This is a genomic window from Streptomyces sp. NPDC058289 (assembly GCF_042880975.1).
GTDB lineage: Bacteria > Actinomycetota > Actinomycetes > Streptomycetales > Streptomycetaceae > Streptomyces > Streptomyces stoeckheimensis.
This window is the reverse complement of sequence record NZ_JBHVYI010000025.1, coordinates 28,270-55,047: the sequence shown is the minus strand read 5'-3', so window position 1 is coordinate 55,047 and position 26,778 is coordinate 28,270. Positions and strand designations below refer to the sequence as shown.

The 26,778-nt window shown below is 70.2% G+C and carries 22 protein-coding genes; 3 read left to right on the top strand and 19 right to left on the bottom strand.

What is annotated here, in order from left to right; genetic code table 11:
• Positions 1 to 508 precede the first annotated feature (508 nt).
• Both ACFVX6_RS15400 and ACFVX6_RS15395 read left to right on the top strand, forming a co-directional pair.
• Entirely contained in the window at positions 509 to 1,279 is a 771-nt protein-coding gene (locus ACFVX6_RS15400) for a helix-turn-helix domain-containing protein (RefSeq protein WP_389691590.1), read from the top strand.
• Positions 1,276 to 1,749, top strand: a complete 474-nt coding sequence (locus tag ACFVX6_RS15395; RefSeq protein ID WP_266970533.1) for an NUDIX hydrolase — start codon at positions 1,276 to 1,278, stop codon at positions 1,747 to 1,749. The genes ACFVX6_RS15400 and ACFVX6_RS15395 overlap by 4 nt, the downstream gene beginning before the upstream one ends.
• Here the strand turns inward: ACFVX6_RS15395 and ACFVX6_RS15390 are convergent.
• From ACFVX6_RS15390 to ACFVX6_RS15315, 16 genes are all read right to left on the bottom strand, one after another.
• Entirely contained in the window at positions 1,737 to 2,306 is a 570-nt protein-coding gene (locus ACFVX6_RS15390; RefSeq protein WP_389691588.1) for an HD domain-containing protein, read from the bottom strand. The genes ACFVX6_RS15395 and ACFVX6_RS15390 overlap by 13 nt on opposite strands.
• An 11-nt stretch (positions 2,307 to 2,317) precedes the next feature.
• The gene (locus ACFVX6_RS15385; RefSeq protein ID WP_389691586.1) at positions 2,318 to 2,764 is read right to left on the bottom strand and encodes a GntR family transcriptional regulator; all 447 of its coding nucleotides are present in this window, start codon (positions 2,762 to 2,764) and stop codon (positions 2,318 to 2,320) included.
• A gap of 110 nt (positions 2,765 to 2,874) precedes the next feature.
• A complete protein-coding gene (locus ACFVX6_RS15380; RefSeq protein ID WP_389691584.1) occupies positions 2,875 to 3,411 on the bottom strand; it encodes a hypothetical protein in 537 nt (178 codons plus the stop codon).
• A gap of 27 nt (positions 3,412 to 3,438) precedes the next feature.
• Positions 3,439 to 4,353, bottom strand: a complete 915-nt coding sequence (locus tag ACFVX6_RS15375) for a hypothetical protein (RefSeq protein ID WP_389691582.1) — start codon at positions 4,351 to 4,353, stop codon at positions 3,439 to 3,441.
• A 448-nt stretch (positions 4,354 to 4,801) separates the two neighbouring features.
• A complete protein-coding gene (locus ACFVX6_RS15370; protein WP_389691580.1) occupies positions 4,802 to 5,512 on the bottom strand; it encodes a hypothetical protein in 711 nt (236 codons plus the stop codon).
• A complete protein-coding gene (locus ACFVX6_RS15365) occupies positions 5,512 to 7,803 on the bottom strand; it encodes a hypothetical protein (protein WP_389691578.1) in 2,292 nt (763 codons plus the stop codon). Before ACFVX6_RS15365 ends, ACFVX6_RS15370 begins: the two co-directional genes overlap by 1 nt.
• A gap of 16 nt (positions 7,804 to 7,819) precedes the next feature.
• Positions 7,820 to 8,245, bottom strand: a complete 426-nt coding sequence (locus tag ACFVX6_RS15360) for a hypothetical protein (protein ID WP_389691576.1) — start codon at positions 8,243 to 8,245, stop codon at positions 7,820 to 7,822.
• Between the two features lie 55 nt (positions 8,246 to 8,300).
• A complete protein-coding gene (gene mycP, locus ACFVX6_RS15355; protein ID WP_389691574.1) occupies positions 8,301 to 9,461 on the bottom strand; it encodes a type VII secretion-associated serine protease mycosin in 1,161 nt (386 codons plus the stop codon).
• Positions 9,462 to 9,509: 48 nt separating this feature from the next.
• A complete protein-coding gene (locus ACFVX6_RS15350) occupies positions 9,510 to 10,979 on the bottom strand; it encodes a WXG100 family type VII secretion target (RefSeq protein ID WP_389691572.1) in 1,470 nt (489 codons plus the stop codon).
• The gene (locus tag ACFVX6_RS15345; protein WP_389691570.1) at positions 10,979 to 11,479 is read right to left on the bottom strand and encodes a hypothetical protein; all 501 of its coding nucleotides are present in this window, start codon (positions 11,477 to 11,479) and stop codon (positions 10,979 to 10,981) included. Before ACFVX6_RS15345 ends, ACFVX6_RS15350 begins: the two co-directional genes overlap by 1 nt.
• Positions 11,480 to 11,625: 146 nt before the next feature.
• Entirely contained in the window at positions 11,626 to 13,866 is a 2,241-nt protein-coding gene (locus ACFVX6_RS15340) for a xanthine dehydrogenase family protein molybdopterin-binding subunit (protein WP_389691669.1), read from the bottom strand.
• Positions 13,867 to 13,955: 89 nt separating this feature from the next.
• The gene (locus ACFVX6_RS15335; protein WP_389691568.1) at positions 13,956 to 15,932 is read right to left on the bottom strand and encodes a 2Fe-2S iron-sulfur cluster-binding protein; all 1,977 of its coding nucleotides are present in this window, start codon (positions 15,930 to 15,932) and stop codon (positions 13,956 to 13,958) included.
• Entirely contained in the window at positions 15,929 to 16,861 is a 933-nt protein-coding gene (locus tag ACFVX6_RS15330; protein ID WP_389691566.1) for an FAD binding domain-containing protein, read from the bottom strand. Before ACFVX6_RS15330 ends, ACFVX6_RS15335 begins: the two co-directional genes overlap by 4 nt.
• A gap of 382 nt (positions 16,862 to 17,243) precedes the next feature.
• A complete protein-coding gene (locus ACFVX6_RS15325) occupies positions 17,244 to 18,893 on the bottom strand; it encodes a beta-N-acetylhexosaminidase (RefSeq protein WP_389691564.1) in 1,650 nt (549 codons plus the stop codon).
• 154 nt (positions 18,894 to 19,047) lie between these two features.
• Complete coding sequence (locus tag ACFVX6_RS15320; RefSeq protein ID WP_243337322.1) at positions 19,048 to 19,335, bottom strand: DUF3039 domain-containing protein; 288 nt, start codon at positions 19,333 to 19,335, stop codon at positions 19,048 to 19,050.
• A gap of 72 nt (positions 19,336 to 19,407) precedes the next feature.
• Positions 19,408 to 19,968, bottom strand: a complete 561-nt coding sequence (locus ACFVX6_RS15315) for a YqgE/AlgH family protein (protein ID WP_389691562.1) — start codon at positions 19,966 to 19,968, stop codon at positions 19,408 to 19,410.
• Between the two features lie 274 nt (positions 19,969 to 20,242).
• On the opposite strand from ACFVX6_RS15315, the gene murA reads away from it, so the two are divergent.
• Positions 20,243 to 21,586 carry a UDP-N-acetylglucosamine 1-carboxyvinyltransferase gene (gene murA / locus ACFVX6_RS15310; protein ID WP_389691560.1) on the top strand — a complete coding sequence of 448 codons (1,344 nt, stop codon included), beginning with the start codon at positions 20,243 to 20,245 and terminating at the stop codon, positions 21,584 to 21,586.
• Between the two features lie 242 nt (positions 21,587 to 21,828).
• Here the strand turns inward: murA and ACFVX6_RS15305 are convergent, their stop codons facing one another.
• From ACFVX6_RS15305 to ACFVX6_RS15295, 3 genes are all read right to left on the bottom strand, one after another.
• Positions 21,829 to 22,110 (bottom strand): HU family DNA-binding protein, encoded by a 282-nt coding sequence (locus ACFVX6_RS15305; RefSeq protein WP_007264399.1) that lies wholly within the window; start codon positions 22,108 to 22,110, stop codon positions 21,829 to 21,831.
• A gap of 331 nt (positions 22,111 to 22,441) precedes the next feature.
• Positions 22,442 to 23,866 carry an NAD-dependent malic enzyme gene (locus ACFVX6_RS15300; RefSeq protein WP_389691558.1) on the bottom strand — a complete coding sequence of 475 codons (1,425 nt, stop codon included), beginning with the start codon at positions 23,864 to 23,866 and terminating at the stop codon, positions 22,442 to 22,444.
• A gap of 499 nt (positions 23,867 to 24,365) precedes the next feature.
• Positions 24,366 to 26,696: a HelD family protein gene (locus ACFVX6_RS15295; protein WP_389691556.1), complete on the bottom strand. Its 2,331-nt coding sequence runs from the start codon at positions 26,694 to 26,696 to the stop codon at positions 24,366 to 24,368.
• Positions 26,697 to 26,778 lie beyond the last annotated feature (82 nt).

Below are 26,778 nucleotides of genomic sequence, written 5' to 3'. Positions count from 1 at the left end.
CCCCCCCCCCGGAGGGCGCATCGAGAGCCCCAGCAGGCGGGGCCGCGCTCCGGCCGGGAGTCGAACCCGACCTACGACCATCGGAGCAACACGGAGGGCCGAGCCCTCCGATCACGCAATGCCGGACCCGCCGAGAAGGCGGATCCGGGCAGGCACCTGGCCCGACATGGGCGGTCGGGGTGGTGACCTGCACCCATCGACCACACCTGTGCATGTGGCTGGGTCGGCACGCTGTTCAGTTCTCAACCGACGGACGCTTCCTTCGAACCCGTTTCACGGGGCCTTCCGGGCGTTTCCATGAGGTACATGTATTACGTGTTCCTCATCTTGCAGAGAAGGATTCGCTCCGTCAAGCCCTTCGGCTGTTTGGGGTTCTGCGAGTCCCTCGCTCGATCTGCTTACAGATTGGCCTGAGTACCCAAGACGATCGACCCCGCACATGTACGACTTGTGGACGACTTCGCTACGGTGAAGTCGCACCAAGTCGTCCCAGGGGGGAGAGCGCGGCATGGCCAACGAACGACTGCGTGGCGCGATCATCGAAAGCGGCCTGACGCTTGATCAAGTCGGGGCTCGGTTGGGGGTGTCGGCGAAAACAGTGGAACGCTGGATCGGCGATCCGAAGCGGAAGCCCTACCGCCGCTTCCAGTACGCCGCCGCCTCCCTTCTCCAGTGCGAGATGTCCTACCTGTGGCCGGAGGAACGGACGTCTGCCGAGGTGACCGAGGCGGGGAATGCAGAGCTGATCAAGCTGTATCCACACCGCTCTGTCGTGCCGAACCACTTGTGGCCGCAGCTCTACGCAAAGGCGAAACAGGACTTCGACGTGCTCGTCTACTCGGGCTTCTGGCTCACCGAGGACCCTGCGTTCCACCAGGTGGTGAAGGAGAAGTCAGCGGCCGGCGTCTCCATCCGCTTCATGCTCGGCGAGCCGGAAAGCTCCGCCGTCGCGGTGCGCGGCACAGATGAGGGGATCGGCCCCGCCATGGCCAGCAAGGTTCGGAACGCGCTCGTCAACTACGGCCCCCTCTTCGGTCTCCCCGGGGTCGAGTTCAGGCTCCACTCCACAACCCTCTACAACTCGATCTACCGAGCTGACGACGAGATGCTGGCCAACGGCCACCTGTACGGGGTCGGCGCGTACATGGCCCCGGTCCTGCACATCCAGCGGGTGCCAGGGGGTGAACTGTTCGATGCGTACGCTGAGAGCATCGAACGGGTCTGGGAGTCAGCCAGGCCCATCGCTTCACCTGTCGACTTCGGAGGTCCGCACGCATGAGCCGAATCGACTACTTCCGCGATCCCAACGCGCCAGCGGCCAACTCCGTAGTCCCCTCGGTGACTGCAGTCGTCCGTGACGACGCCGGACGGCTGCTCATCATCCACAAGACCGACAACGACCTGTGGGCGCTCCCCGGGGGCGGTCACGACATCGGCGAGAGCATCGGCGACACGGTCGTACGGGAGGTGGAGGAGGAAACGGGGATCACGGTCGAGATCGACGGCATCTCGGGGCTCTACACCGACCCTCAGCACGTGCTCGCGTACGACGACGGCGAGGTGCGGCAGCAGTTCTCGATCTGCTTCCGCGCCCACCCGACCGGCGGTTCACTTCGGACGAGCAGCGAGTCGAAAGAGGTCCGATGGATGGATCCGGCGGACCTCGATGACCTAGACATCCACCCGTCCATGAGGCTGCGCATCCAGCACGGCCTGGACGACTCGCGGTCTGAGCCCTACATCGGCTGATTCCTGGCGGCTGCCTTGGCCATACGGGACTCCACCCGCTCTGCGGCTGCATGGATCTCGGGTGCCGCCCGCTGGATGAAGCGGCCGACGATCGTGTCCGGCCCGTAACGCTCCACGATCTCTGCCAGCCGTCGCGCCGGTGTGGTGTGGAGTCCATCCGGCGTCGTCGTCATGTCACAGAACAGCAGCGCGTCCACGAGTTCGGGGCGTTCCAGCTCAAACTCGCTCTCCAGCTCCTGCCGGAGCCCTCGCTCCTCGGCCTCCAGGAGGGCGCAGGAGTGATGGGCCACGAGGCGCACGACCCGGTCGTCGACACCCTCCTGATCCCGGAGGAACCGAGCCCCGTCCAATGGGTGGAACCCGGTCGTGGCCAGACTCGGCGAGTAGCCGATGTCGTGGAGCACCGCGGCCGCTTCCAGCAGCTCCGCGTCGGCGCTGAGAATCGGCCCCAGGGAGCGGGCACGCTCGGCAACCCCGAGCGAGTGCACCCAGCGGCGCGGCAGCGGATCGGACAGCAGCGATTCGGAGAGCGAGTAGGCCCAAGTAGTCAGTCCCATGACGGCCAAGGCTACGGCCGGCCGCTGGGAGTGGGGAGAGCGCGCACGGTACGCCCCTTGCCGTGAACCGTGTCGAGCAACCCGGTCCCCTCCATCTGACCAAGGGCACGGCGCACCGCTGTGCGGGATACACCGAAGCGATCACAGAGCTTCGCCTCGGACGGGTAGGTATCACCGATCGCGAGCGAGTCCTCTGCGATCACATCAGTCATCCGCTCAACGAGGGATCGCCGGTCCCCACCCCGGACGACACGCCACCCGGTGCCGGGTACGGACTCAAGCACACCCTCGGCTTCGAGGACCTTAAGGGCTCGACGGACCGTGTTGCGGGAGACGTCATGCACCCGGACGAGATCGGCCTCGGAGGGGAGCGCGTAAACGATCTCACCCAATTCGATCCCCTTGCGCAACACTTCCGAGATGACCAAGTAGGTACCTCGGGGACTGGCCTCAGGCACTTGCACTCCTGTCTGTCTTACAACTTCGCTACCAAGGGTGCCACGACTCCCCCGAACAGCGCCAAGCGCCCATCCCTACACAGATAGGCGCTACCCGACTCAACAGCCGTCTACTTTCGCTTCGCCGGAAGCTTGGCAACCGCTTCATGGGCATACCAAAGCCTCTTGAGTGCCATGAAGATGGTGAACATAAGGTGCAGAAAAAGGAAGGCCAGCAGGCTGGCCCAAACCGGCCCGAGGGCCGATGTCGTTGAGTGAGTGGCGGCAGCCAGAACTAATGCGATAACCAGGCAGCACCCGATTACAACCGCCCAGGACACATTGAAGAACAATTCGCGAACTTGCTTAACGACGACATGTTCAGGATCCAATCCCTCATCCCGACGAACACGCAAGCTAAGCGTGAACACGTTCGTGAGGAGACCGAAAAGAAGCCCCGTAAAGACTCCAATTCCACCAATCAATTTCGAGACGTCACGAACATGGAAATGACCCCGATGCGTCATCACGCCAGCGAAGAGTGCGAGTAGCACAGGCAGGCCGACGAACATCACATAGTCGGACACCATGACGCGCCCCTTGCTGGCATCCCAGTAAGTCTTGAAGTGAGCAGCAGCGATCTTAGCTACGCTCCACTTGGCACTCATGCGACCCTCCGCTCACGCAGCTTCAGGTCATGCCTGCCAATCGCCGCGGCTGACCCCCATGAGGTCAAGTGAAGCACCTACCTCTGACAGTACCTCCCGCTGAAATGTGGCGTCATCAGGGCGAACCCCATCCGGAGATTCGATCTGATACATGAACCGAGGGAACTCCCTACCCACAACGATGGTTCGACTCTTCCCCTCTCGTTCAATGCTGAGGTGCACCTCATCCGGGTCAGGGATGCCCGTGGCAGTGAAAACGGCAGAGGGTGGGAGATCTCGCTTGAGGGCCCTGTCAAGCCAGTCTTTCCTGAGCCGTGTGCCGCGACCGCTCTTCACCTTGTATTCCTGCGTACGAACCCCGACCGCGCCATCCGAGTCTTGTACCCGCACAAGAAAGTTGATCTCTTGCAGCGCAGACTCTTCAATAAAAGCAGTCCAGGCATTAGTGCTCTGAAGGGGATCCCTATCCACGACAAGCCGATCCGAATCGTACTCTTCCTTGAACCAGTCGCTAAATGGCGTCCAGAACGACGTGATCGCTGTAGACTGCCCGATCACTTCAGTCGCCCAGATGACAGACTCACCGGATCTCGGAACAACAAAGCACTGCCTCAATGGGTACGTCGGAGCATCGGTGGATTTGATATCAAACTCATTATCCCCGGTATCCGTCGCCACAACAATTCCCGGGTTGCCAAACCTCCCCGCTTCAACCGTTGCCCAGAGAATGCGCGACTTGCCCTCAAGTTTCTGGAGGCGAATATAATGCTCACTTTTTTGGAGAGAAACACCCTTGGAGCCTAGCTTGTCATTCATGAAGCCTTGAAGAATGTCGAACAAATCGTGTCGCCGCGGGTTGAATTCGGCAACAAGCCGACGTGTGTCCTTCTTCTGGAACTGCCGAACCGATACCTCGTACAGACAGAATTGGAACGACGGCATCAGGAACCTCCCAGGCTGGCAAGCCGACCCAGCTCGGCTCTGATCACATATAGTGCCGCATCCGTCGGTTCCGGTCAGGGGCTATGCGGAATCCGACAGACCGGCGCCACCCAGACCTCTTCCATCTCGGACTCCCAGGCGCCCCACGCTCCCGAACACCAGATTCCGCCGGCACGTGAACTCCGCCTGCGTGACGTGGACCTCCTGGCGTCGATCCGTCTCAGTTCCCGTCTCGTTCATAGACGTACGCCGCCGTCCGAACGCGTCTGCCGAGTCCCTCCTGGCCTGCGACCGCACGGTGTTGAACCGTGGTGAACGCCCACGGCCCGCACCCTGGCTAGCCGAGACAGACCTGCAAAGCGAGTTACGCCGGTTCGATTCCGGTCACGGCTTCTACAAAGAAGGCCGCTCAGGACGTTTTCCTGAGCGGCCTTCTTGCTGTCGTGCGTCAGGGCTTCGGGAAGGCAGCGGCCTCAGCGGGCAGGCCGCCGGTGTTCTCGCATCCCGATTCCCTGGCGATCGCGAGCGCGGCGGAGTGGGCAAGGACCAGGTAGTCCTCACCCAGAGCGGCGTCGCCCTTGCTGTTCTGGTACTTGTCCTCGTACGAGGCGGTGATCCGCAGCGGTACGGCGCGCGTGGAGCCGACACGGGTGCTCACGCAGTCGAAGGACACGCCGCGCTGCTTGTCTGCGCGCACCACCCGGACCCCCGTCCCCGCGGCTCCCGGGTCCCCGGGGGCCGCGCTCCCGGCGGCGATGCGGATCTCCCCGACTCGCTTCCCCAGGCCCACGGATCCGGTGATCGTGCACACGGGAGCGGTCAACTCCCGGGGTCCGGCACCCTCGCGGTAGGCCTCCTCCAGAGCCTTGCCCATCGCCGCGACACCGACGGTCTGCGCGGCGTTGTTGACCACTTGCGAGGACTGCAGCACGTGCATCAGCGCCTCACCGGCAGCATCGGTGATCAACCCGGGGCAGGCCTCCGTCCGCTCCACTTCCGGACGCTGCTTCGAGGAACGGGACGGCTTCGGCTCGGGGTCCGACGAGCCGCATCCCGCGATCGTCGCCACGAGCACCGCCAGTGCCGCGAGTGCCGCAACGCGGGCGGTGCGGGTGGACCGGGCGGTGTGCGCCATCGGGGCGTTCTTCTTCGTGGTCATCAGGATGTCCCCTTCGAGCTGTCCACCAGGTCCCGGCCGACCGAATGGGCGACCGAGGACTGCGCGGAGGCCGCACCGGCCAGCGTGTCGATGTCCTTCTGTGACAGTCCGGAGTCGGCGGCCGCGTTGCGCACCGCGTTCGCGGCAGCGCCACTGGTACTCGCATCGCTCCGGGAGTACATCTCCGCCACGGCCTTCTCCGTGTCGCCGACCTTCTCCTTGCCCTTGTCCTTGGCCTCCTCGACGAAGTGCTCGGTGACGTCCTCCTGGACCCACTCCACGACGTCACCGGCGAGCGGCACCAGTTCCAGGTACTTGCCACCGGCGGCGGTGATGCCGCGGTTGATCCACTTCGCTCCGTCCTCGACGCCCTTCACGTACTCCTCGTTCGTGTGGGCGGTCGCGGCGTGCATGCCCTGGGCGCGGGCCTCCGTCATCATTCCGGCGATCTGGCCACCGGGCTGCACCGCGACCTCCACCGCCTCACCCAACAGGGTGGTTTCGCCCCGGTGCTGGATCACATCGTTGACGAGCACCGCCGTGAACGCCTGGTTCGCGTTGGTGATCGCACCGTACGCCCCGGGGTCCTGGCCGACCGAGCCGAGGAACCGGGCCACCGTCGCCTCGTCGAACTCGGCCATGGATCCGGCGACCTTGATCTGGTTGCCGCCGTTCTCGGCGGCCGCCTGGAGGTCCGGAACGTACTCGGCCGCCATGTTGCCGAAGTGGCCGGCCATGGAGCCGAGACTCGGCTTCTTGTCCTCGTCGTCAGGATCCTGCGCCACCAGGGACGGGTCGTCGCCGATCTTCTCGACGACCCGTTCCATGACATCCGTCATCGGGCCGGTGTGCGGTACGGGCTTCGCGTCCTCGTCGCCCACCGCACGACCCGATACCGCCGCTTCCAGGGCGCCGCCCAGCGCCTCCTGCCCCGGGTGCACGTCACCCGTCTTCGCGATGTCGAAGCTGTCCGCGTACGGCTTCTTGTCGAGCATGTAGTCGACCATGCCCTGGTCCTTGCCGTGCTGACCGCCGACCGGCTTGTCGTCCTTCGTGACGATGCCGTCGTGGTTGCCGTCCTCGCGGACCGGCTCGTTGAAGAAGGCCGTCGCCGCGTCCGGGTTGTTGCCCAGCGCCTCCATCAGACCCGTCAGCGGGTAGAAGCCCCGCCCGCCGCCCTCGCCCTGGTTGAGGACCGAGTCGAGGCCGTACGGGGTGTGGTACTCCCAGGCCTTCGGATCCTTGCGGTCCATCGCGACCATGTCGCGGCCGACCGAAGTCAGGAACTCCGTGTCGTACTTCCCCTCGCGCATCAGCGCACCGAGCGCCTGATAGCCGTAGATCGTCGTCACACCGCCGGTGACCTGCATCTCCTTGCGGCCGGCCTTCATCAGCTGAGTCGTCCACGCGGCGTCGAGGTGGTTCGGCACGTCCTTGTGCGTGGCCAGGCCGAGCATCGCCCCCATGTCGCTCTGGATGTTCGCGACCATGAGCGCACGGTCCTTGCCCGCGACGCCGAGGCTCGTGGCATCCAGCGACATGGTGGCGTACGCCTCCAACGTGCCCTCGGCGCCGACCGTCCGGTAGAAGCCCGTCGCGAACTCGGGGTCCTCCCGGTTGTCGTCGAGCAGGTCCTCCAGCTCGCGCAGCGCCTCGGGGTTGCGGGCCGTGCCGCCGTCACCCGTGACCTTCTTCATCAGCGCGGCCGCCCGGTCCGCTTGTTCGGCGTCAAGGGTGCCGTACTTCGGCGCGGTGAAGTCGTTGTCGTCCGTGACATTGGCCTGGAGCGCGCGGACGAGGGAGTCGTCCGCGTCCTGGGCGTCCTCGACGGCCCGGTCGACCCGGTCCTGCCACAGGCCCTGATTCTGGCGGAGCGTCGCCTGGTAGTCCGGATCATGCTGGGCCGCGTAGCGGTCCTGTGCATCGGCGAGCGGGATGGCGGACACCCGCCCGCTCTCGTCTATTCGAAAACCGGCGGCCGGGGCGTCCGCGACCAGCTTCTTGATCTGCTCCTGGACCGCCTTGATGGTGGCGTGGCCGTCGGCGAGCAGGAGGTGGATGCCCTTGGCCTCCCGGGCCGCGTCCTCGAACTCCTTGGCCGTCTTGTCGACGAAGGGGCGGGCGACGCCCGCCGTGACGCCGTTCCACTGGGCCTTGTCCGACTTGGCCTTCATGCCGTTCCGGGCCGACTCCGCCAGTTCGTCCAGCTTCTTGACCATCGTGGCCCAGTCGGTGATCGCGGTCTGGAGCGGGCCCAGGGGCGCGTTCATCACGTTCTCGTACGTCAGCACGTGTTCGCTGCCTTCGCTACTTGAGGAGCTGGTCGATCCTGGAGGCCGTGAAATCGGCGTGCAGCTGCTGCTCTTCCTTGCTGTGCGAGGAGAGCGAGTAGTTCAGGCCGTTGGAGATGTTCGCGCAGGCGGCCACGAGGGTCTTGAGCTGGCTCTCCCAGCGGGTGTTGACCTTGAGCAGGGCCGCGCCGCTCGCGAAGCCCTCCCGCGTGAGCGCGCCGGCCGCCTCGGCGGTGGAGGCGGCGGCGTGCTTGCCGTCGGTGGAGAGCCGGGTGTGGAGCTTGTAGGCCTCGGAGCCGACCTCGCCGATCTGGTCCTGGTTCAGCTCCAGATCGGCGCTGCCGCCGCCCGGGCCGGGCGCGGCCGGGACACTGTTGAGCCGCGTGGAGACGTTGGCGGCGGCGGTGTTCCGTGCCGTGGACCATTCCTCGTCGAACGACATGCGGTGGCCTTCCCTTCCGGCTCTGGTGGTGTGCGGCTACGGAGCTTCGCGCGAGTCAGCGGCTCCGGCGCCGGACGACAACGGCGGTGACGGCTCCGCCGATGAGCACGCAGGCCCCGAGGCCGAGCGCGAGCCCGACATAGGGGAGATTGCTGCCGCCGACGCCGTCGTCCTTCTTCACGTCGGCCTGAGGAGCGGGGGCGGGAGCCTCGGGGCTGGACGGGGAGGAGGCCGAGGGAGCCTTCGTCCCCGTCCCTCCGCCGGCTGCGGCGAGGTCGGGGAGCGGGTAGACGTCCGCGGGGCCGGGGTCACCGGGGTTGGGTACCGCGATGCGGGGGCGGACCGTGCCGTAGCCGATGAAGTCACTGCGCTCGGCGCCGTCGACGGGCTTGCCGGCGGTATTCATGAGGACGCGAAGCACCTGATTGTTGGTCCAGTCGGGGTGGGCGGACCAGATCAGCGCGGCAGAGGCGGAAGCAAGGGCGGTGGCATCACTAGTGCCGTGGTTCTTGCACAGTTGAGTCCCGCTGGCGCAAGCCGTAACGATGTCAGCACCCGGGGCAGTCAAGTCGACCTGGGAACCGTGCTGTGACTCTGCAGTTACCTTCCCATTTTTGTCCACGGCGCCAACGCCCACCACGCCTGGCGTTGCAGCCGGGTAAAGGACCCTGTTTCCTGCATCCCCGTTGTTACCCACGCCAGCAAAGATCAGCTTCCCTTTGGAGATGGCGTACTTCACCGCTTCGAGGCGTGCCGGGTCTTCTACCGATGTAGCCATGGAGATGTTGATGATCTTTGCGCTCGAGTCGGCCGCATACCGAATTGCTTCGGTCCAGATCGGATTGGCCGCGTTCTCGCCCTGCGGCACACGGATCGGGAGAATCTTGGCTCCGGGGGCAAGTCCGAATGATCCGTCGCCGCTGGGGTGTTTCCCGCTAGCCGCGATGATCGCCGCCATAGTCGTACCGTGGTTGTTCCAATCCGTTCGCTCATCACCCTTGTAGGCCGTGGCGTAGTTCTTGCCCGGTACGACTTGGCCTTCCAGTTCTGGGATGGGGTCAACACCGCTGTCAATGATGGCAACCGTGACACCCTTGCCCGTACTGGTCTTCCAGATGTCCTCTGCCTTCATCGACGTGAGATGCCACTGCTGCGACCGAATGGTCTCCGCATGGGCGGGGGTCGCCGCGACCCCCGCCAGCAGGAAGCCCGCCAAGACCGCCGTCGCCCTACGCATACGCATCCCGTGCAACGTCCGCTCCACTCAGTCGATCACCGGCGGAGCGACACGACCATCGCTCTGCCACGTCTCTTCGTCCTCAGCCAGGTAGTCAGGGCGCTCGCCCTGCCGACCATCGCCCCGTCGGCCCGGAGCCTGCGCACCAGCGCCGCCGTGGCCCATAGGACCACCCACCGGACCGGCGCCCGATCCACCACGAACCAGCCCGGAACCGCCCTGGGTAAACGGCTGACCACCAGTGATAGAGCGACCACCCGCACCTGGCTGCCCACCACCGAAGACGCCGCCAGGTTCGGTGGCGAGGCGGCGACCGGCCATGGGATTGCCGAGACTGCCGTGCGCTCCGCCACCGCCCATGCCCATGCCGCGACCGCCCGCCTGGGCGCCCTCGGCACCGATGACCGTGCCACGGGGGATGCTCGCGCCCGGCCCACCGGGCGTGACCGGCCGACCACCCGTAATGCCACTGTCGCGCGGGGGCAGCCCTGCAACACCGCCCAGTCCGCCGCCCTTCCCGCCAACCCCGCCGGGGCCTGGAATGGTCCCGCCGGGACCGAAGCCGCCAGGGCCGACACCGCCGATCGGCTTGGGTACACCGACACCCGGCGGCAGCGTCAGGGGCGGGACGAACCCGCCAGGCGTGACACCCGGACCGCCACCGCCCGGCCCAACCGGACTCGGGCCTCCGGGTACTCCCGGGGCCGGGGGAAGGGTCGTACTCGGCGTCGGGCCGACGGTGTCGAGACCGGTGCCAATGCTGCGGTCGGGGGGCACCGGAGTGGGTCCCGGTGTAGGCCCCGTCACCCCCGTCGAGGTGCCGCCCTTCTCTGCCGGCGCACCGGAAGGAGGGCTGAAGGTCGACGATGAGCCGCTGGGACCCTGCGTCGCGGGCCCGGATGAGGAGCCTCCCGCGCCAGCGGTCTCTGCGGGACGCGCCACCGTCTCCCCACTGTCGACATTCAGTGGGACGAACGTGTCCGGCAGCCGCGGAAACGTCGGAACCTCCGCCGTCTCCATCCCAGTAGCCGAAGCCTCGTACCCCTGCGCCAGCTTCGTCATCTGCTGGATCGCCTGCTGCCGGTCGCCGCTCAGCTTCGAGTGCGCCTGCTGCCCGATCTGCTGCGCGTCGGGGTCGTTGTGGTACTCGCGGGCCGCCTCCAGATTGGCCGCGGCCCCCTTGTCATAGGTCGGCATGTTGGCCTTGACCTCGATGACGACCTGGCTGGCCTGCGTCAGCTGCTTGCCGCCCTCGGCGCTGTACTCGCTCAAGCGCAGCGTCGCGTTGCCCGTGCGGCTGACCCAGTCCTGGAAGGCCGTGGCCGATTCGCCTTCCCAGCCGGTCACCCGGTGGTCCTTGAGGCTTTCGCCGATCTCCTTGATGGTCGCCGCGGCGTCCGTCAGCTGGGCGCCGCGCGCCTTGAGGGTCTCCGCATTGGCCGAGGCGAGCATGGCCAGCAGCTGCTGGTGCGTGTGGCTCTCGAAGTTCGTCGCCATCAGAAGCCCTCCCCCTGCGTTCCTGCCGACGCACTTCCCTGCGAAGCCGAACTGTGCGGGGGCGGAGGCGCCAACGGGTCCCGTTCCGGGACGTAGTTCGCGTCGGCCTGCTTGCTGATCGCCAGCATCCGCCGCTTCGTGTCCTCGTCGACGCCCTCGAAACCACGGCCGCTCGTCTGGATCGCGATGCTGAGCCCCTCGATCTGATCCGCCAGCCCCTTCGACAGCGCAAGCAACTGCGTGTGCACGTTCGTGTAGGCCGTGAACAGCCGCTTGGCCTCCGCGAAGCCCTCGCCGAGGGAGTTCTCCGGGAGGGTGCCGTCCGCCAGTTTCTTGTCGCTCGCCGGGGAGCCGTCCAGCTTCTCCAGCAGGCCGTCGACCCGCTTCTTGTAGTCGGTCAGCGATTCGTATTCGACCTGGAGCGCGCCCAGAGCCGCCGGCGAGGCCACGCCCACGCCGAAGTCCAGCCCGAACACGCCCGGCCCATAATCCACTGCCACGATGGCCTCCCCGACTCCCCGTCGTCCCCGTTCGCACTCGCTTCGTGCGCATTCGCACCCGCACGCCGCCAGTGTCCACAAACACTCTATCGAGAGAGTCCGACAGGCCCAAGTTCCGGGTTGCAGGTGCAATCGGGGTCACAAGGTTACGAGTTGGGCGCCGCCACTGCCGCAGATGGCCGGATCGGGAGCCTGTTGACCGGGCGGCCCGTGGCCGCGCGGACCGCCGAGGCCACCGCTGCCGGGGCCGTGACCACCGGGATCGCGCTCGCCGGCTTCGCGCCGAAGGGGGCCACCACGTCGCGTTCCTCGACGAGTTTGACGATGCGGACCGTCGGGGCGTCCAGGGAAGTGGGCAGGGCGTAGCCCGTCAGGTCGGGGTGGCGGATCAGGCCCGAGGCCGTGCGGAGGTTCTCCGTCAGGGCCGCGCCCACGCCCTGGATGACGCCCGCTTCGATACGGGCTTCCAGCTGGCGGGGGTTGAGGATGCGGCCCACGTCCTGGGCGACGGCGAGTTCGACGACGCGTACCGAGCCCAGTTCGATGTCGACGTCGACCACCGCGCGGATCGCGCAGAAGGCCAGGCCCACGAAGGCGTCGCCCTGGCCGTCGCCGTCCAGCGGCTCCGTCGGGTGCGGGCGGCACTGGGCCGTGGCCCAGAGCTCCTTGCCCTCCATCGCCTCCGCGACCGTCGTGGAGAAGGCGCCGTCGTACGACGTGATCCGGCCATCCGCGATCTGGAGGAGTTCGGTGGACATGCCGAGTTTGTGCGCCATCGGCTGGAGGAGCTGCGTGCGGACCATCTTTGCGGCGCGTTCCACCGCGCCGCCCGAGACCCAGGTGTGGCGGCCGTGGGCGGAGGGGCCCGCCGGCGGCTGGTCGGTGTCGACGGGGGCCGTGACGACCTCGTCCACGCCCAGGGTCTCCTGGACGATCTGGCGGGCGAGCGTGGAGAAGCCCTGGCCCGTATCCACCGCCGCGCAGATGACCGTGGCCGCGCCGCCGACGATCTTCACCGTGGCCGTGGACACCTCGTCGGTGCCCTCCGCGCCGAGCATGTGGACCATGCCGACCCCGTACCCGACTCCGCGCCGTACCGCGCCCGGCTCCCCCGCGCCCTCCAGGCCGCCCGGGAGCAGCCAGTCCTCCTCCGGGGTGTCCTTCGGGAGGGCGGGCAGCTCGTGGTCGCGGACCGCGCGCAGGAGTTCCGCCACGGGGGCGGGGCAGGTGACCGTCTGGCCCGTCGGGAGCAGGTCGCCGGTGGCCAGGACGTTGCGCAGGCGGAGCTCGGCGCCGTCGATGCCGAGGGCGGCCGCCAGCTTGTCCATCTGGCCCTCGTAGGCCGCGCAGACCTGCATGGCGCCTTCGCCGCGCACGTGGCCCGACGGGGGGTTGTTCGTACGGACCGCCCAGCCTTCCACGAAGGCGTGCGGGACCACGTACGGGCCGCAGGCGAAGGCCACCGCCGCGGCCAGGGACTCCGAAGAGGCGTCGGCGTACGCGCCCGCGTCCATCAGGATCTGGGCCTCGACCTTGACCAGCCGGCCGTCCGCGTCCGCGTGGTGGCGGTAGCGCAGCAGCGTCGGGTGGCGGTGGGGGTGGCCGAGGAAGGACTCCTCGCGGGTGGCGGCCAGCTTCACCGGGCAGCCCGTGCGCAGGGCGAGCAGGCCCAGCGGGAGCTGGAACGCCGCGTCCTCGCGGTCGGCGGTCGCGCCCGGGACCCCGGTGACCACGACCCGTACGCGGTCCGGTTCCAGCCCGAAGCAGGCGGCGGCCAGGTCGCGGTCGGTGTGCGGGTCGGTGGAGGCGGTGTAGATCTCCACGCCTCCGTCGGGGCGCGGCACGGCCAGCCCGGCCTCGGCGCCGATGGGGGCGGGGTCCTGGCGGCCGATGCGGTAGAGGCCCTCGACGACGACGTCGCCGGTGGCTTCGGGGTCGCCGTAGCGCAGCGGGATGTGCCGGATCAGGTTGCCGTCGGGGTGCAGGTCGGGGGCGCCGAAGGCCTGTTCGGGGTCGGTGACCGGGTCGAGGAGCTCGTACTCGACGGCGATCGCGGCGGCCGCGAGGCGTGCGGTGTCCGGGTGGTCGGCGGCGACGGCGGCGATGGGCTCGCCGTGGTGGCGGACCACGTCGTGCGCGAAGACGGGCCGGTCGGCGATGCGGCGGCCGTGCGTGGTGGCGCCGGGGACGTCGGCGTGGGTGACGACGGCCCGCACGCCGGGCATTTCCACGGCGGCGGAGGTGTCGATGGACAGGATGCGGGCGTGGGCGTGCGGGGAGCGCAGCACGGCGGCCCAGAGGAGGCCCTCGGCCCACAGGTCGGCGGCGTAGGGGAAGGTGCCCTCGGTCTTGGCGCGGGTGTCGGCCGCCGGGACGGACGCGCCGATGCCGCGCGGGACCGCCGACTCCGACGGCTCCGCGCCCTCGGTGACCGGTGTCGCGACCGATACCGGGACCGTCGCCGCGTCGTGGGCGCTCACGCCGTGCCTCCCTCGTGGTTGCCCTGGATCCCCTGGTTGCCCTGGTCGCCCTGGATCCCTTGGTTCCCCTGCATCCCGTGGTTCCCCTGGTTCCCCTGATTGCCCTGCATCCCGTGCACGCCGCCCTCGCCCGGCGGGGCCTGGTGCGGGATCCGGGCCTCGGCCGAGGCCGCGGCGGCCGCTTCCGCCGCCGAACCGCGCTCGGCCACGACCTCGCGCACCGCCTCGATGACGCCCGAGTACCCGGAGCAGCGGCAGAGGTTGCCGCACAGCGCCTGGCGGGTCTCCAGCTCGCTGGGGGCGTGGTTGCCTTCCAGCAGATCGTGGATGGTCATGGCCATGCCCGGCACGCAGAACCCGCACTGCACCGCACCCGACCTGCACAACGCCTCTTGTACGTCCGACAGTTCCCCGTCGGTCGCGAGACCTTCCACGGTGCGGACCTCGCTGCCCGCCGCGGTGGCGGCCGGGACGAGGCAGGAGGCGACGAGCCGGCCGTCGACCTGCACGGCGCAGGCTCCGCATTCGCCCTGCGAGCAGCCGTCCTTGGCGCCGGCGAGGCCGAGGCGCTCGCGCAGCACGTAGAGGAGGGACTCGCCGATCCACGCACCGGTGACGGGGCGGTCGGCCCCGTTGACGCGCAGGACGTAGGAGGCCGACGGGTGCTCGTGGTGGGCGACGGCCGCGGCGTCCGCTCCGTCGGCGTCCTCTTCCCCGTACGTCGCCCCCTCGCCCGGAACCCCTTCGGCCGTCCCCGCCGGAGCCGTCTCGACAGCCGGGTCGGCGTCGTCCGTACCCGGCGCGGGCGCGGCCCCGGCTCCGCCGGCGGCCGGCACGGCTCCGCCGTCACCCTGCTCCGCCTCCACGGCCCCGGCTCCGGGGCCGCCCTGCTCCTCGTGCGCGCCCTGGTCCCCGGCTCCGCCCGAGCCCGGCACACCCGCGCCGAACCCCTGCTCCGCCCCGCCGACCCCGGCTTCGCCCGCGCCCCGGGCCTCACCCCGGGCCTCACCCCGGGCTTCGCCCTCGGTCCCCGGATGCTGCCGCTCCCCCGAGTCCGGAACCTGCGCCGGACCGTGGGCGGCTTCGATGTCGTGCGGGGCCGGGTAGCCCGGCTCCCCGTCCAGCGGGGTACCGACTCCCGGGCCGCCCAGCACGCGCGGTCCGCGTCCCGGGGCCGATCCGAAGGATCCGACGGCCGGTGCGGACACCCCGGGAAACGCCCCGGGGAACACCCCGGAGCCCAGCGGGTCGGAACCCTGCGCGCCGGAACCCGGCCCGTCGGAACCCGGCTGCTGCGCCACGTACCCGCGCGCACCCTCGAAGTCCAGATGGGTCGCCCACGGGGCCGCGGCCCCGCCGGGCAGCGTCGCGGGGGCCTGGCTCCAGTCGGCCGCGGCCGCGAGCTGCCCGAAGCTGCCCGTGTCGCCGGCGCCTCCCGGGGTCCACACGTCGCTCGCCGCCGCCTCGGGGAACCGCCACTCGGCGGTCGACCCCGACTCGTGCGCGGCGGCCCGGTTCCCAGCGAAGGGCTCGCCGAAAGGCTCTGCGAAGGACTCCCCGAAGGGCTCCGCGACGGGCTCGGCCACCGGCTCCGCCGCCGGCTCCGCGAACGCCGCGGCCACCGAAGCCGGAATGGGCACCGACGCCGGGATCGGCGCCCGCGCCGCGGCCCCCGAAGCCCCCGCACCGGCGTCCGCCGGGGTCGCCGCGCCCGCCTCCGGCCACTGCACCGGGATCGTCCACGTGCCCGTGGCCGCAGGATCCGTACTCCCCGTACCCAGCGGCACGATCATCGGGGGCGGCACGTAGCCGTGCCCGGGGGCCGCGAGGGGCTCCCCGGTGCCGAGCGCGTCCAGCATGTCCTGCGGCAGTTTCACGAAGGCCGTCGCGTCGGAGTCGTACTCGCCGCCGTGCGGCACCGGCTCCCAGCCCCAGTTGGGTCCCGTGGGACCCGTGTTCTCGTTCTCACTCATGAGCTCAGCGCCCTCCCCAGGGCCCTCCGTGCCAGCACGGCCACCGTCCGCCGCAAATGCAGTACTGCGGGAGCCACCGGCTCCCCCTGGTCGGGCACGCAGGCCGCCGCGACGTACTCGCCGAAGGCTTCGAGCGCCTCGGGGGCCAGAGTGCGGTCCCCGTCCCAGTCGATCAACGAAGCGACCCACTGCTCGGCTTCCAGCGGCCGCAGCGGCATCGGGGCGACCGCGCCGATCGCGCAGCGCACACCCCGGCGCGCGGGGTCCAGTACGAGCCCCACGGACGCCGTCGCCCGCCCCGGTCCCGTACGGCCCGTGGCCTTGAGGAACACCTGCGGCGCGTGCAGCAACGGCACGCGCACGAAGCCGATCAGCTCGCCGGGGCGGAGCATCTCCCGGCCGGCGAGCAGGTGCGAGACCGGGATCTCGCGCCGCGATCCGCCGGGCCCCACGATGATGAGCACGGCCTCCAGCGCGGCCAGCACGGGGAGCGCGTCACCCGTCGGCGCGGCCGTGGCGATGTTGCCGCCGAGCGTGCCGGCGTTGCGGATCTGCGGCGGGCCCGCGGCGCGCGCGGCGGCGGCCAGGGCCGGGATCAGGGCGGCGAAGTCCGGCCGGCCCATGCGCGCGTGCGTGAGGCCGGCGCCGAGGAGCGCGTGGCCGTCCTGGTACTGCCAGCCGCGGATCTCGTTGATCCGGCCGAGGCCCACGAGGGCGGCGGGGCGCAGGAGTCCCGCGTTGACGGCGGCCATGAGGTCGGTGCCGCCCGCCACGGGGACGGCGGCGGGCATGGCCGCGAGCGCCGCCACGGCCTCGTCGAGCGAGGCCGGCAGCGTCACGGACTGCGCCGCGTTCCCCGCCCGCGGGTCGCTGCGGGGCCCCTGGGACGAATCCCGTGCCTGCGGTGCGTGCGGTGCGTGCGTGGTCAACCCAGCTGCCCCTTCCCGATGTCCCGGTCCCGGCGCTCACGCCTGTCCGCCGTACGGTACGTGCTCACCGCCGGGACGTGGCAACTCTGGCACATCTTCCGGAGCACCGGACGCGAGGGTCCACCGCCCGCGCACCACCGGCGCACCACCCCCGCAAGACCCCACGCACGGGCCCCCGCACGGCCCCCGCACCACCCGCGCGATCCCACCGTGATCCGGCCGCGATCGGTCCGTGATCCGGTCTCGCTCCGGCCTCGATCCGGCTTCGATCCCGCGCCGGCGGCGCCGCGTTCCCGCCCCGGCGCCGCCGCCCCCTCCCCCTCCGCGCGGGGAGCCCGCGCAGATCCCTCGGGGAGCTCGTGCTCACCCCGCAGGGGGCTCGTCACACGTTCGGGGGCGCTCCCTCGATCGGGCGTCCGAGCACGCCGGGCCTGCGCTGCCACGGCAACGGGCCGCCGGGCGGCCGGTAGTCGACCCCGAGGGCGTCCAGGCGGCGGTAGTGCGCCGTCATCCGCGCCTCGAAGTCCGCGTAGTCCCGCTCCTCGGGCAGCGGCAGCCGGGACCACACCACCTCGGCGAACGCCGCGAGGCGCGGGAACACCTGGTAGTCGACGCGGCTCTGGTCCTCCATCACCTCGGTCCACACGTTGGCCTGCGCACCCAGCACGTGGGCGGCGGCTTCTTCGGACAACTTCGGCGGAACCGGCTCGAACCGGTATACATCCTCCAATGTCCGTACGTACCCGATGGGCATCGGCTCGTCCTCGCCGTCCGCCTGACGGTGGTCCAGGTACACCTGCTGCTCGGGGCACATCACCACGTCGTGGCCGGCCTCCGCCGCGGCGATGCCGCCCGCGTAGCCGCGCCAGGAGGACACGGCAGCTCCCGGGGCAAGTCCGCCCTCCAGGATCTCGTCCCAGCCGATGAGCCGGCGGCCGCGCTCCGCGAGCCAGCCGTCGAAGTGCCGGATGAACCAGGACTGCAGACCGTCCTCGCCGTCGACCCCCAGCTCCCGGATCCGCTCCTGCGCCGCCTCGGACTCCCGCCACTGCGCCTTGGGGCACTCGTCCCCGCCCACGTGTACGAAGGGCGAGACCTCCGCGGGGAACACCTCCAGCAGCTCTTCGAAGACCCCCTCGTAGAACCGCAGGACGGCCTCGGTGGGCGCGAGCACGTTTTCGTTGATGCCCCAGTCGTCCCACACCTCCAGCGCCGCCGTGTCCACCACGTCCGTGTTCCCCAGCTCCGGGTACGCGGCGATCGCGGCCTGCGAGTGCCCCGGCACGTCGATCTCCGGCACCACCCGCACGTGCCGCTCCGCCGCGTACGCGACGATCTCGCGCAGGTCGTCCTGGGTGTAGAAGCCGCCGTGCGGGGTCTCGTTCCACAGCGGGGAGGCCCGGTGTCCCCACCGGCTGCGGGCCCGCCACGCGCCGACCTCGGTGAGCCGCGGGTAGCGCTTGATCTCGACCCGCCAGCCCTGGTCGTCCGTCAGGTGCAGGTGCAGCACGTTGAGCTTGTGGGCGGCGAGCAGGTCGATGTACCGCAGCACCGCGTCCTTGGGCAGGAAGTGCCGGGCGACGTCGAGCATCATCCCGCGCCAGCCGAAGCGGGGGCCGTCCAGGAGGTCCCCGACCGGCAGCCGCCACACCGCGCCGGGCAGCGGCGCCCGCCGGTACGCGTCGGCCCCGAGCAGCTGACGCAGCGTCTGGGCGGCGTAGAAGAGGCCCGCCTCGTCGGCGCCCTCCAGGAGGACGGACCCCGCCGTGAGGTGGAGCTCGTACGACTCCGCCCCGGCCCCCCGCGCGATGTCGGGGCGCAGCGCGAGCCGGATCACCGGGCGTTCGCCGTACGCCTCCCCGCGGACCGGGGCCGGCAGCGCCCAGCCGGTGGCCGCCCCGAGTTCGCGGCGCAGCCAGCGGGCCGTGCCCCCGGTGCCGGGCCCGGCGTCGAGGAGCGGGTCGGTGAGCTCGTACGTGCCGCCGTCGGGCAGGAATCGCGCGTACCGCGGCTCCGGAATCAACTCGGGCATGGCCTCGACTCCTCCACCGTTGCATCAGGTGCAACGTACGTTTCACAGGGCGCTGACGCGGCGACCCTAACCCGCCCCCGGGGCACGGCAAAGGCCCCCGGGCGCACAGGTGCGCACCGAGGGCCTTCGTCCTGCTTTCAGGAGGGCCGGAGGACTACTTCCCGTCCTTGCCGCCCTTGTCCTTGTCCCCGCCGGGGCCCATGGACTCGTAGATCTCCTTGCACATGGGGCAGACCGGGTACTTCTTCGGGTCCCGGCCCGGAACCCAGACCTTGCCGCAGAGAGCGACGACGGGGGTGCCCCCGAGCGCGCTCTCCATGATCTTGTCCTTCTGGACGTAGTGGGCGAAGCGCTCGTGGTCGCCGTCGCCGTGGGACACCTGCGGCGTCGGCTCTACGAGGGTCCCCGTACCAGTCCCGCGATCGGGCTCAAGAGTGCTCATGACTGCCAGGGTACCGAGTCCCTCGCGCGCGAGGGATCCGCACCGGCCGCACCCGCCGCCCCGGCCCCGGGCTCAGTTCAGCGACGGGTCGTCCGCGTACGTGGCCACCATGGCCAGCTCGCTGCGCTGGCGCCGCAGCACGGCGCGCCACAGCCGTTCCGGATCCGGGAAGGAGACGTCGCCCGGCTCGGAGTCGACGACGTACCAGGCGCCCACGCCCAGTTCCTCCTCCAGCTGCCCCGGTCCCCAGCCCGAGTACCCGGCGAAGATGCGCAGGCCCCCCAGGGCCGCCGCGAGGAGTTCGGGCGGGGCCTCCAGGTCCACCAGACCGATCGCCCCGTGCACCCGGCGCCAGCCGAGCGGACCCTCCTCGCCCGGGATGACCGCCAGCCCCAGCGCGGAGTCCAGCGCCACGGGGCCTCCCTGGAAGACCACTCCGGGGTCCTTGGCCAGCGGAGCCCAGGGCAGCAGGACGTCACCGACGCCCACCGGGGTGGGCCGGTTGAGGACAACGCCGAGCGAGCCCTGCTCGTCGTGGTCGAGCAGCAGCACCACCGCGCGGTCGAAATTCGGGTCCGCGAGGGCGGGGGAGGCCACGAGCAGCCGCCCTGTGAGGGAGGACACCTCGGTCATGGCGCCATGATCTCGCACATTCGCCCTTGAGGGGGAGTGGGCGGCACATCCGAAACCGTGCGCAGCTCAGGGCGCACCGCGGCAGTACGGGGCGCGCGCGGCCCTCCGGCCGGACCCCAGCCGGAAGGAGACGCTCCGCCACCTGGCGGGCACCCAGGGTGTTGTGCCGAATTCATGACAGTCCTACGGCCCCGTCAGCCTTACGAACAGGGGGGTCATGCCCCTTACCCTTTTCACTGGCCCCCTGCCCACCCCTCTCCGGAACGCGAGATTCATGACCGGCATCAGTGACGATGTACTGCTTGTCCACGGCGGAACTCCGCTCGAGGGCGAGATCCGTGTCCGCGGCGCGAAGAACCTCGTACCCAAGGCGATGGTCGCGGCCCTGCTCGGCAGTGAGCCCAGCCGGCTGCGCAACGTTCCCGACATCCGGGACGTCCGGGTCGTGCGCGGGCTGCTCCAGCTGCACGGGGTGACCGTCCGCCCCGGTGACGAACCGGGCGAGCTGGTGCTCGACCCCTCGCACGTCGAGAGCGCGAACGTCGCCGACATCGACGCCCACGCGGGCTCCTCGCGCATCCCGATCCTGTTCTGCGGCCCGCTGCTGCACCGCCTCGGTCACGCCTTCATCCCGGGCCTCGGCGGCTGCGACATCGGCGGCCGGCCGATCGACTTCCACTTCGAGGTGCTGCGCCAGTTCGGCGCGACCATCGAGAAGCGCGAGGGCGGCCAGTACCTGGAGGCCCCCCAGCGGCTGCGCGGCTGCAAGATCCGCCTGCCCTACCCGTCGGTCGGCTCGACCGAGCAGGTGCTGCTGACGGCCGTCCTGGCCGAGGGCGTCACCGAGCTCAGCAACGCCGCCGTCGAACCCGAGATCGAAGACCTCATCTGCGTCCTGCAGAAGATGGGCGCGATCATCTCCGTCGACACCGACCGGACCATCCGGATCACCGGTGTGGACCGCCTCGGCGGCTACAACCACAAGGCGCTCCCGGACCGGCTGGAGGCCGCCTCCTGGGCGTCCGCGGCGCTGGCGACCGGCGGCAACATCTACGTGCGCGGCGCGCAGCAGCGTTCGATGATGACCTTCCTGAACACCTACCGCCGGGTCGGCGGGGCGTTCGAGATCGACGACCACGGCATCCGCTTCTGGCACCCGGGCGGCCCGCTCAACGCCATCGCACTGGAGACCGACGTCCACCCGGGCTTCCAGACCGACTGGCAGCAGCCGCTGGTCGTGGCGCTGACCCAGGCCACCGGCCTCTCCATCGTCCACGAGACGGTCTACGAGTCCCGCCTGGGCTTCACCTCCGCGCTCAACCAGATGGGTGCGCACATCCAGCTCTACCGGGAGTGCCTGGGCGGCAGCGCCTGCCGCTTCGGCCAGCGCAACTTCCTGCACTCGGCCGTCGTCTCGGGGCCCACCAAGCTCCAGGGCGCCGACCTGGTCATCCCCGACCTGCGCGGCGGGTTCTCGTACCTGATCGCGGCGCTCGCCGCCGAGGGCACCTCGCGGGTGCACGGCATCGACCTGATCAACCGCGGCTACGAGAACTTCATGGAGAAGCTCGTGGAACTGGGCGCCAAGGTCGAGCTCCCGGGCGGCGACCTCGTCTGACGGGTGCGGATCCGCGCCTGACGGGTGCGGATCCGCATCCGACGGACGTAGATCCACACAGACCGGCCTAGAACGCCCCCACAAGCCCCGTACAGGGCCTGTGGGGGCGTTCTGGCTCCCGGGGGCCACTCAGGGCCCCGGAAGCGCCGAGAGGCGGTCACCCGGTGCCGGGTGACCGCCTCTGGCGTATTACGTACTACTGCCGTCCCGGGGGCCGCTGGGGCCCTCGGCACAAGGGCTGACTACTTGCCCTTGGCGGCTTCCTTGAGCTTGGAGCCCGCGGAGACCTTCACGCTGTAGCCGGCCGGGATCTGGATGGGGTCGCCGGTCTGCGGGTTGCGCGCGGTGCGAGCGGCACGGTGGGTGCGCTCGAAGGTCAGGAAGCCGGGGATGGTGACCTTCTCGTCGCCCTTGGCGACAATCTCGCCGACGGTCTCGGCGAGCGCGGCCAGAACGGCGTCGGCGTCCTTGCGGGTCACCTCGGCGCGCTCGGACAGAGCGGCCACCAGCTCACTGCGGTTCATGTTGTACTCCCGTGTTCAACGTGCCTTAGAGGCGTGAGATCGAAGCCGATGCTGCCAGGGCCCTAGGACAGTCCCCGGACCCGGGTCTGACGTCAGACCCTCTCGCCCGGTTACGCATCCTGCCCCCACCACCGGCGGGAAAGCCAATCCGGCACCCGCCGGGGTCACACGAAAAGCGCCACAGTCACGCCGCGGTGACGCTCCGTCCGCACCGGAAGGCGTCCGGAGAGTCTCCGGATGGCGTCCGGAGACGCGGACCGCGGGCCACGCGGGCATCCCCGCAACCCTATGGGCGGCCCGGGGGGCCCGCATCCCGCGACGCGCCGGGGGATCAGACGGAGGTGGGCGCCGTCACAGCCGCGGAGGCCGCCTTGCGGACGGCTCCGGCGACCGCGCCCGCGACCTTGTCGTTGAAGACCGACGGGATGATGTAGTTCGCGTTCAGCTCGTCCTCGCCGACCACGTCGGCCAGGGCGCTCGCGGCGGCCAGCATCATGTCGGTGTTCACGGTGCGCGACTGGGCGTCCAGCAGGCCCCGGAAGACGCCCGGGAAGACCAGCACGTTGTTGATCTGGTTCGGGAAGTCGGAACGGCCGGTGGCCACGACGGCGGCGGTCTGGCGTGCGATCGCCGGGTCCACCTCGGGGTCCGGGTTCGCGAGCGCGAACACGATCGCGCCTTCCGCCATGGCGGCCACGTCCTCGCCGCTGAGGACGTTGGGGGCCGAGACGCCGATGAACACGTCGGCGCCGACCACGGCCTCCTTCAGGGTGCCCGTGTAGCCCTCGGGGTTGGTGTTGTCGGCGATCCAGCGCAGCGGCGAGTCCGGGGCCGCGTCGACAAGGTCGGGGCGGTCCGCGTGCACGACACCGTGGATGTCGGCGCTGACGGCGTTCTTGACACCCGCGGCGAGGAGCAGCTTGAGGATGGCGGTACCGGCGGCGCCGGCGCCCGACATGACCACCTTCACGTCGCCAACGGCCTTGCCCACCACGCGCAGTGCGTTGGTGAGGGCGGCGAGGACCACGATGGCGGTGCCGTGCTGGTCGTCGTGGAAGACGGGGATGTCGAGGGCCTCGCGCAGCCGGGCTTCGATCTCGAAGCAGCGCGGCGCGGAGATGTCCTCCAGGTTGATGCCCGCGAAGCCCGGGGCGATCGCCTTGACGATGGCGACGATCTCGTCGGAATCCTGGGTGTCGAGGCAGATCGGCCAGGCGTCGATGCCGGCGAAGCGCTTGAAGAGGGCCGCCTTGCCCTCCATGACGGGCAGCGCGGCCATCGGGCCGATGTTGCCGAGGCCCAGCACGGCGCTGCCGTCCGTCACGACTGCGACGGAGTTGCGCTTGATGGTCAGGCGGCGGGCGTCCTCGGGGTTCTCGGCGATCGCCATGCACACGCGGGCCACACCCGGGGTGTAGATCATCGAGAGGTCGTCGCGGTTGCGGATGGGGTGCTTCGACTGCATCTCGATCTTGCCGCCGAGGTGCATCAGGAAGGTGCGGTCGGAGACCTTGCCGAGGCTGACGCCCTCGATCCCGCGGAGCTTCTCGACGATCTCGTCGGCGTGCGCCGTGGACGTCGCGGCGATCGTCACGTCGATACGGAGCTTCTCGTGACCGGATGCGGTCACGTCGAGGCCGGTGACCGAGCCACCGGAGGACTCCACGGCGGTGGTGAGCTGGGAGACCGCGGTTCCGCTCGCGGGCACTTCCAGGCGGACCGTCATCGAGTACGAGACGCTGGGCGCCGTTGCCATGGCCGTGTTCCTCTTCTGTCCCTGGTTCTTCTGTACACAGGGCCCAGCACTGCTCCGGCCGAAACATGGCAGGTGCGGCAGGACCTGTTGTCCGATCGTCCCACCTACCAGCCGGTACAAGGTAACCAGCTACAAATTTCGGAAGAACTCTTCCACCATACGAGATAACCGGGGTCTGGGGAATGGGTGGCCCATACAAAAAAGGTCCGCGCCCCCCACTGGGTGGAGGACGCGGACCTGGTGCTTCATACGTCTATGACACCGACCCGCCATGCTCGCCTCGCGGCAAGTGGTCGCTCTAGGCGACTAAGGTTGGGCCCGGGGGCTTGGATCGAGTCGGTGCCGTAACCCAGGCTAACAAAGGTTCGCGCGAAGTGATCCCCCCACCGGCGACCGGTTGCGGGACCACGCCGTTGGCCGCCGACCAACCGGCCCTATGACGGCCATCGGCCCTACGACGGCCACCGGCCCCCTGACGGCAGCCGGCCCCCCGACGGCCTCACGGCTGCAGCAGCGCCGCGACCCCCTCGGCGTCCGGGGCGTCCCGGTCGGTGGAGATCACCGTCAGCTGCTGGGTCGCACGGGTCAGGGCCACGTAGAGCACCCGCAGGCCCGCCGGGGACTCGTCCGCGATCTCCGCCGGGGAGACGACCACCGTGGCGTCGTACTCCAGGCCCTTCGCCTCCAGGCTGCCGAGGGCGACCGCCCGCTCCCCCAGGTCCGCGAGCCAGCCCGCGGCCTCCGCGCGCCGGTCCATGGCCACGACCACGCCGACCGTGCCGTCCACCTGCTCCAGCAGCCGCCGGGTCTCCTCCACGACGGTGGAGCGCAGATCCCGTTCATTGGGCGCCACCGCCGTGAAGCGCGGCTGCAGGCCCGTGGAGCGCACGGCCGTCGGCGGCTCCGTGCCCGGCGCCGCCAGCTTCAGCACCCGCGAGGCGACCTCCGCGACCTCGGCCGGGTTGCGGTAGTTCACCGTCAGGGTGAACTTGCGCCGCGGCCGCGTACCCAGCGCCTCGTCGCGCGCGGCGGCCGCCTCCTGCGGATCGGTCCACGAGGACTGCGCCGGGTCGCCGACCACCGTCCACGTGCCGCCCCGGCCGCGACGGCCGACCATCCGCCACTGCATCGGCGTCAGGTCCTGCGCCTCGTCGACGATGACGTGCGCGTACTCGGTGCGCTCCGCCGCGAGCCGCTCGGCCCGCTCCCACTGGGTCTCCTCGCGGGTCGGCATCAGCTCCTCCAGCCCGCTCAGCTGGTCCAGCGGGTTCAGCTCCCGCTTCCGCTTGGGCCGTGCGGGCGCGCCCAGCAGCTGCTGGAGCTCGTCCAGCAGCGCCACGTCGTGCACCGACAGGGCGCCCTTGCCGTCCGGGCCCACCCGACGCAGGGAGCGCGCCACCTGCCGGGTCTCGCGCGGGTTCAGGTCCCGGCGCGACCAGCGCGACAGGCGCCGCTCGTCCGCCATGCAGGCCAGGACCCCGCGCGGGGTCAACTCGGGCCACCAGGCGTTCAGGAAGTCGATGAACGCGTCCTCCGTCGAGATGTCCTCGTCGAAGGCGGAGCGCAGCTCGGCCGCGAGCTCGGGGTCGCTGTGCCGGCCGGCCCCGCCGGACTTCGAGTACAGCGCGTCCAGCAGGAGCTTGCGGGCGCGCGGGCGCAACAGGTTGACCGGGGCCGTGCCGGACAGGACGTTCTGCCGGATCCGGTCGAGGTCGGGGGCCTCCAGCTCCTGGCGGCGCCCGAAGGCCACCACGCGCAGCCGGTCGGGGGCGGGGGCCCCGCCGGGACCGCCGAACTCCAGGGCTCCCCGTACGGCCTTGCGCAGCACCTTCAGCATCCGGGACGAGCCCTTGATGCGTGCGGTGGACGGGTCGTCGTACGTGGTCGCCTCGGCCCCGTCGACGAGCGAGCCGAGCGCCCGGATGGCGACCTGGCCCTCCTCGCCCAGGGAGGGCAGGACGCCCTCGGTGTAGGCGACCAGGAGCGGGGTCGGGGAGACGATCAGGATGCCGCCGGAGTAGCGCCGCCGGTCCTGGTAGAGCAGGTAGGCGGCGCGGTGCAGGGCGACGGCGGTCTTGCCGGTGCCGGGGCCGCCCGCGACCTCGGCCACCGAGGCGGCGGGCGCCCGGATGACGAGGTCCTGCTCGGCCTGGATGGAGGAAACGATGTCGCGCATCGAGTGGGTACGGGCCCGGCCGAGGGCGGCCATCAGGGCGCCGTCGCCGATGACGGGCAGCTCGTTCCCCTCGAGGAAGGCGGTCACCTCGGGGCGCATCAGGTCGTCCTCGACGCCGAGCACCTTGCGCCCCTTGGAGCGGATGACCCGGCGGCGCACGACGCGGCCGGGCTCCTTGGGGGTGGAGCGGTAGAACGGCGCGGCCGCGGGGGCGCGCCAGTCGATGACGAGCGGCGAGTAGTCGGAGTCGAGGACCCCGATGCGGCCGATGTGGAGCGTCTCGGCGATGTCGGCCGTGAGATCGGTGCGGATCGCGTCGTCGGCGGGCTCGACGGAGGTGAAGGCGCCGTCGGGGCCCCGCTCCCCGTCCTTGCCGAGGACCAGGTCGATGCGGCCGAACAGGAAGTCCTCGAACTCGTTGTTGAGACGGTTGAGGTGGATCCCGGCACGGAACACCTGCGCGTCCCGTTCCGCGAGGGCGCCGGGCGTGCCGACCTGGCCACGCTTGGCGGCGTCGTTCATCAGGAACTCCGCCTCGTGGATCTTCTCCTCAAGGCGTCGGTACACGTGATCGAGATGCGTCTGCTCGACCGCGATCTCCCGATCGCGGACGGAATCCGCCGTGCTGTCGACAGCGGCATTCTGCGCGGCCACCAAGGCCCCTTTCTGACGTGCATGGGCAGCCGTCAACCGTACGCCAAGGGGCCCTCCCGCGCACGCCCCTTCCAGGACGGCT

Bases quoted from the DNA above. Each gene is read 5' to 3' on its own strand.
- ACFVX6_RS15400 (WP_389691590.1), top strand. From the start codon at position 509: ATGGCCAACGAACGACTGCGTGGCGCGATCATCGAAAGCGGCCTGACG.
- ACFVX6_RS15395 (WP_266970533.1), top strand. From the start codon at position 1,276: ATGAGCCGAATCGACTACTTCCGCGATCCCAACGCGCCAGCGGCCAAC.
- ACFVX6_RS15390 (WP_389691588.1), bottom strand. From the start codon at position 2,306: ATGGGACTGACTACTTGGGCCTACTCGCTCTCCGAATCGCTGCTGTCC.
- ACFVX6_RS15380 (WP_389691584.1), bottom strand. From the start codon at position 3,411: ATGAGTGCCAAGTGGAGCGTAGCTAAGATCGCTGCTGCTCACTTCAAG.
- ACFVX6_RS15375 (WP_389691582.1), bottom strand. From the start codon at position 4,353: ATGCCGTCGTTCCAATTCTGTCTGTACGAGGTATCGGTTCGGCAGTTC.
- ACFVX6_RS15370 (WP_389691580.1), bottom strand. From the start codon at position 5,512: ATGACCACGAAGAAGAACGCCCCGATGGCGCACACCGCCCGGTCCACC.
- ACFVX6_RS15360 (WP_389691576.1), bottom strand. From the start codon at position 8,245: ATGTCGTTCGACGAGGAATGGTCCACGGCACGGAACACCGCCGCCGCC.
- ACFVX6_RS15350 (WP_389691572.1), bottom strand. From the start codon at position 10,979: ATGGCGACGAACTTCGAGAGCCACACGCACCAGCAGCTGCTGGCCATG.
- ACFVX6_RS15335 (WP_389691568.1), bottom strand. From the start codon at position 15,932: ATGAGTGAGAACGAGAACACGGGTCCCACGGGACCCAACTGGGGCTGG.
- ACFVX6_RS15325 (WP_389691564.1), bottom strand. From the start codon at position 18,893: ATGCCCGAGTTGATTCCGGAGCCGCGGTACGCGCGATTCCTGCCCGAC.
- ACFVX6_RS15320 (WP_243337322.1), bottom strand. From the start codon at position 19,335: ATGAGCACTCTTGAGCCCGATCGCGGGACTGGTACGGGGACCCTCGTA.
- ACFVX6_RS15315 (WP_389691562.1), bottom strand. From the start codon at position 19,968: ATGACCGAGGTGTCCTCCCTCACAGGGCGGCTGCTCGTGGCCTCCCCC.
- murA (WP_389691560.1), top strand. From the start codon at position 20,243: ATGACCGGCATCAGTGACGATGTACTGCTTGTCCACGGCGGAACTCCG.
- ACFVX6_RS15305 (WP_007264399.1), bottom strand. From the start codon at position 22,110: ATGAACCGCAGTGAGCTGGTGGCCGCTCTGTCCGAGCGCGCCGAGGTG.
- ACFVX6_RS15300 (WP_389691558.1), bottom strand. From the start codon at position 23,866: ATGGCAACGGCGCCCAGCGTCTCGTACTCGATGACGGTCCGCCTGGAA.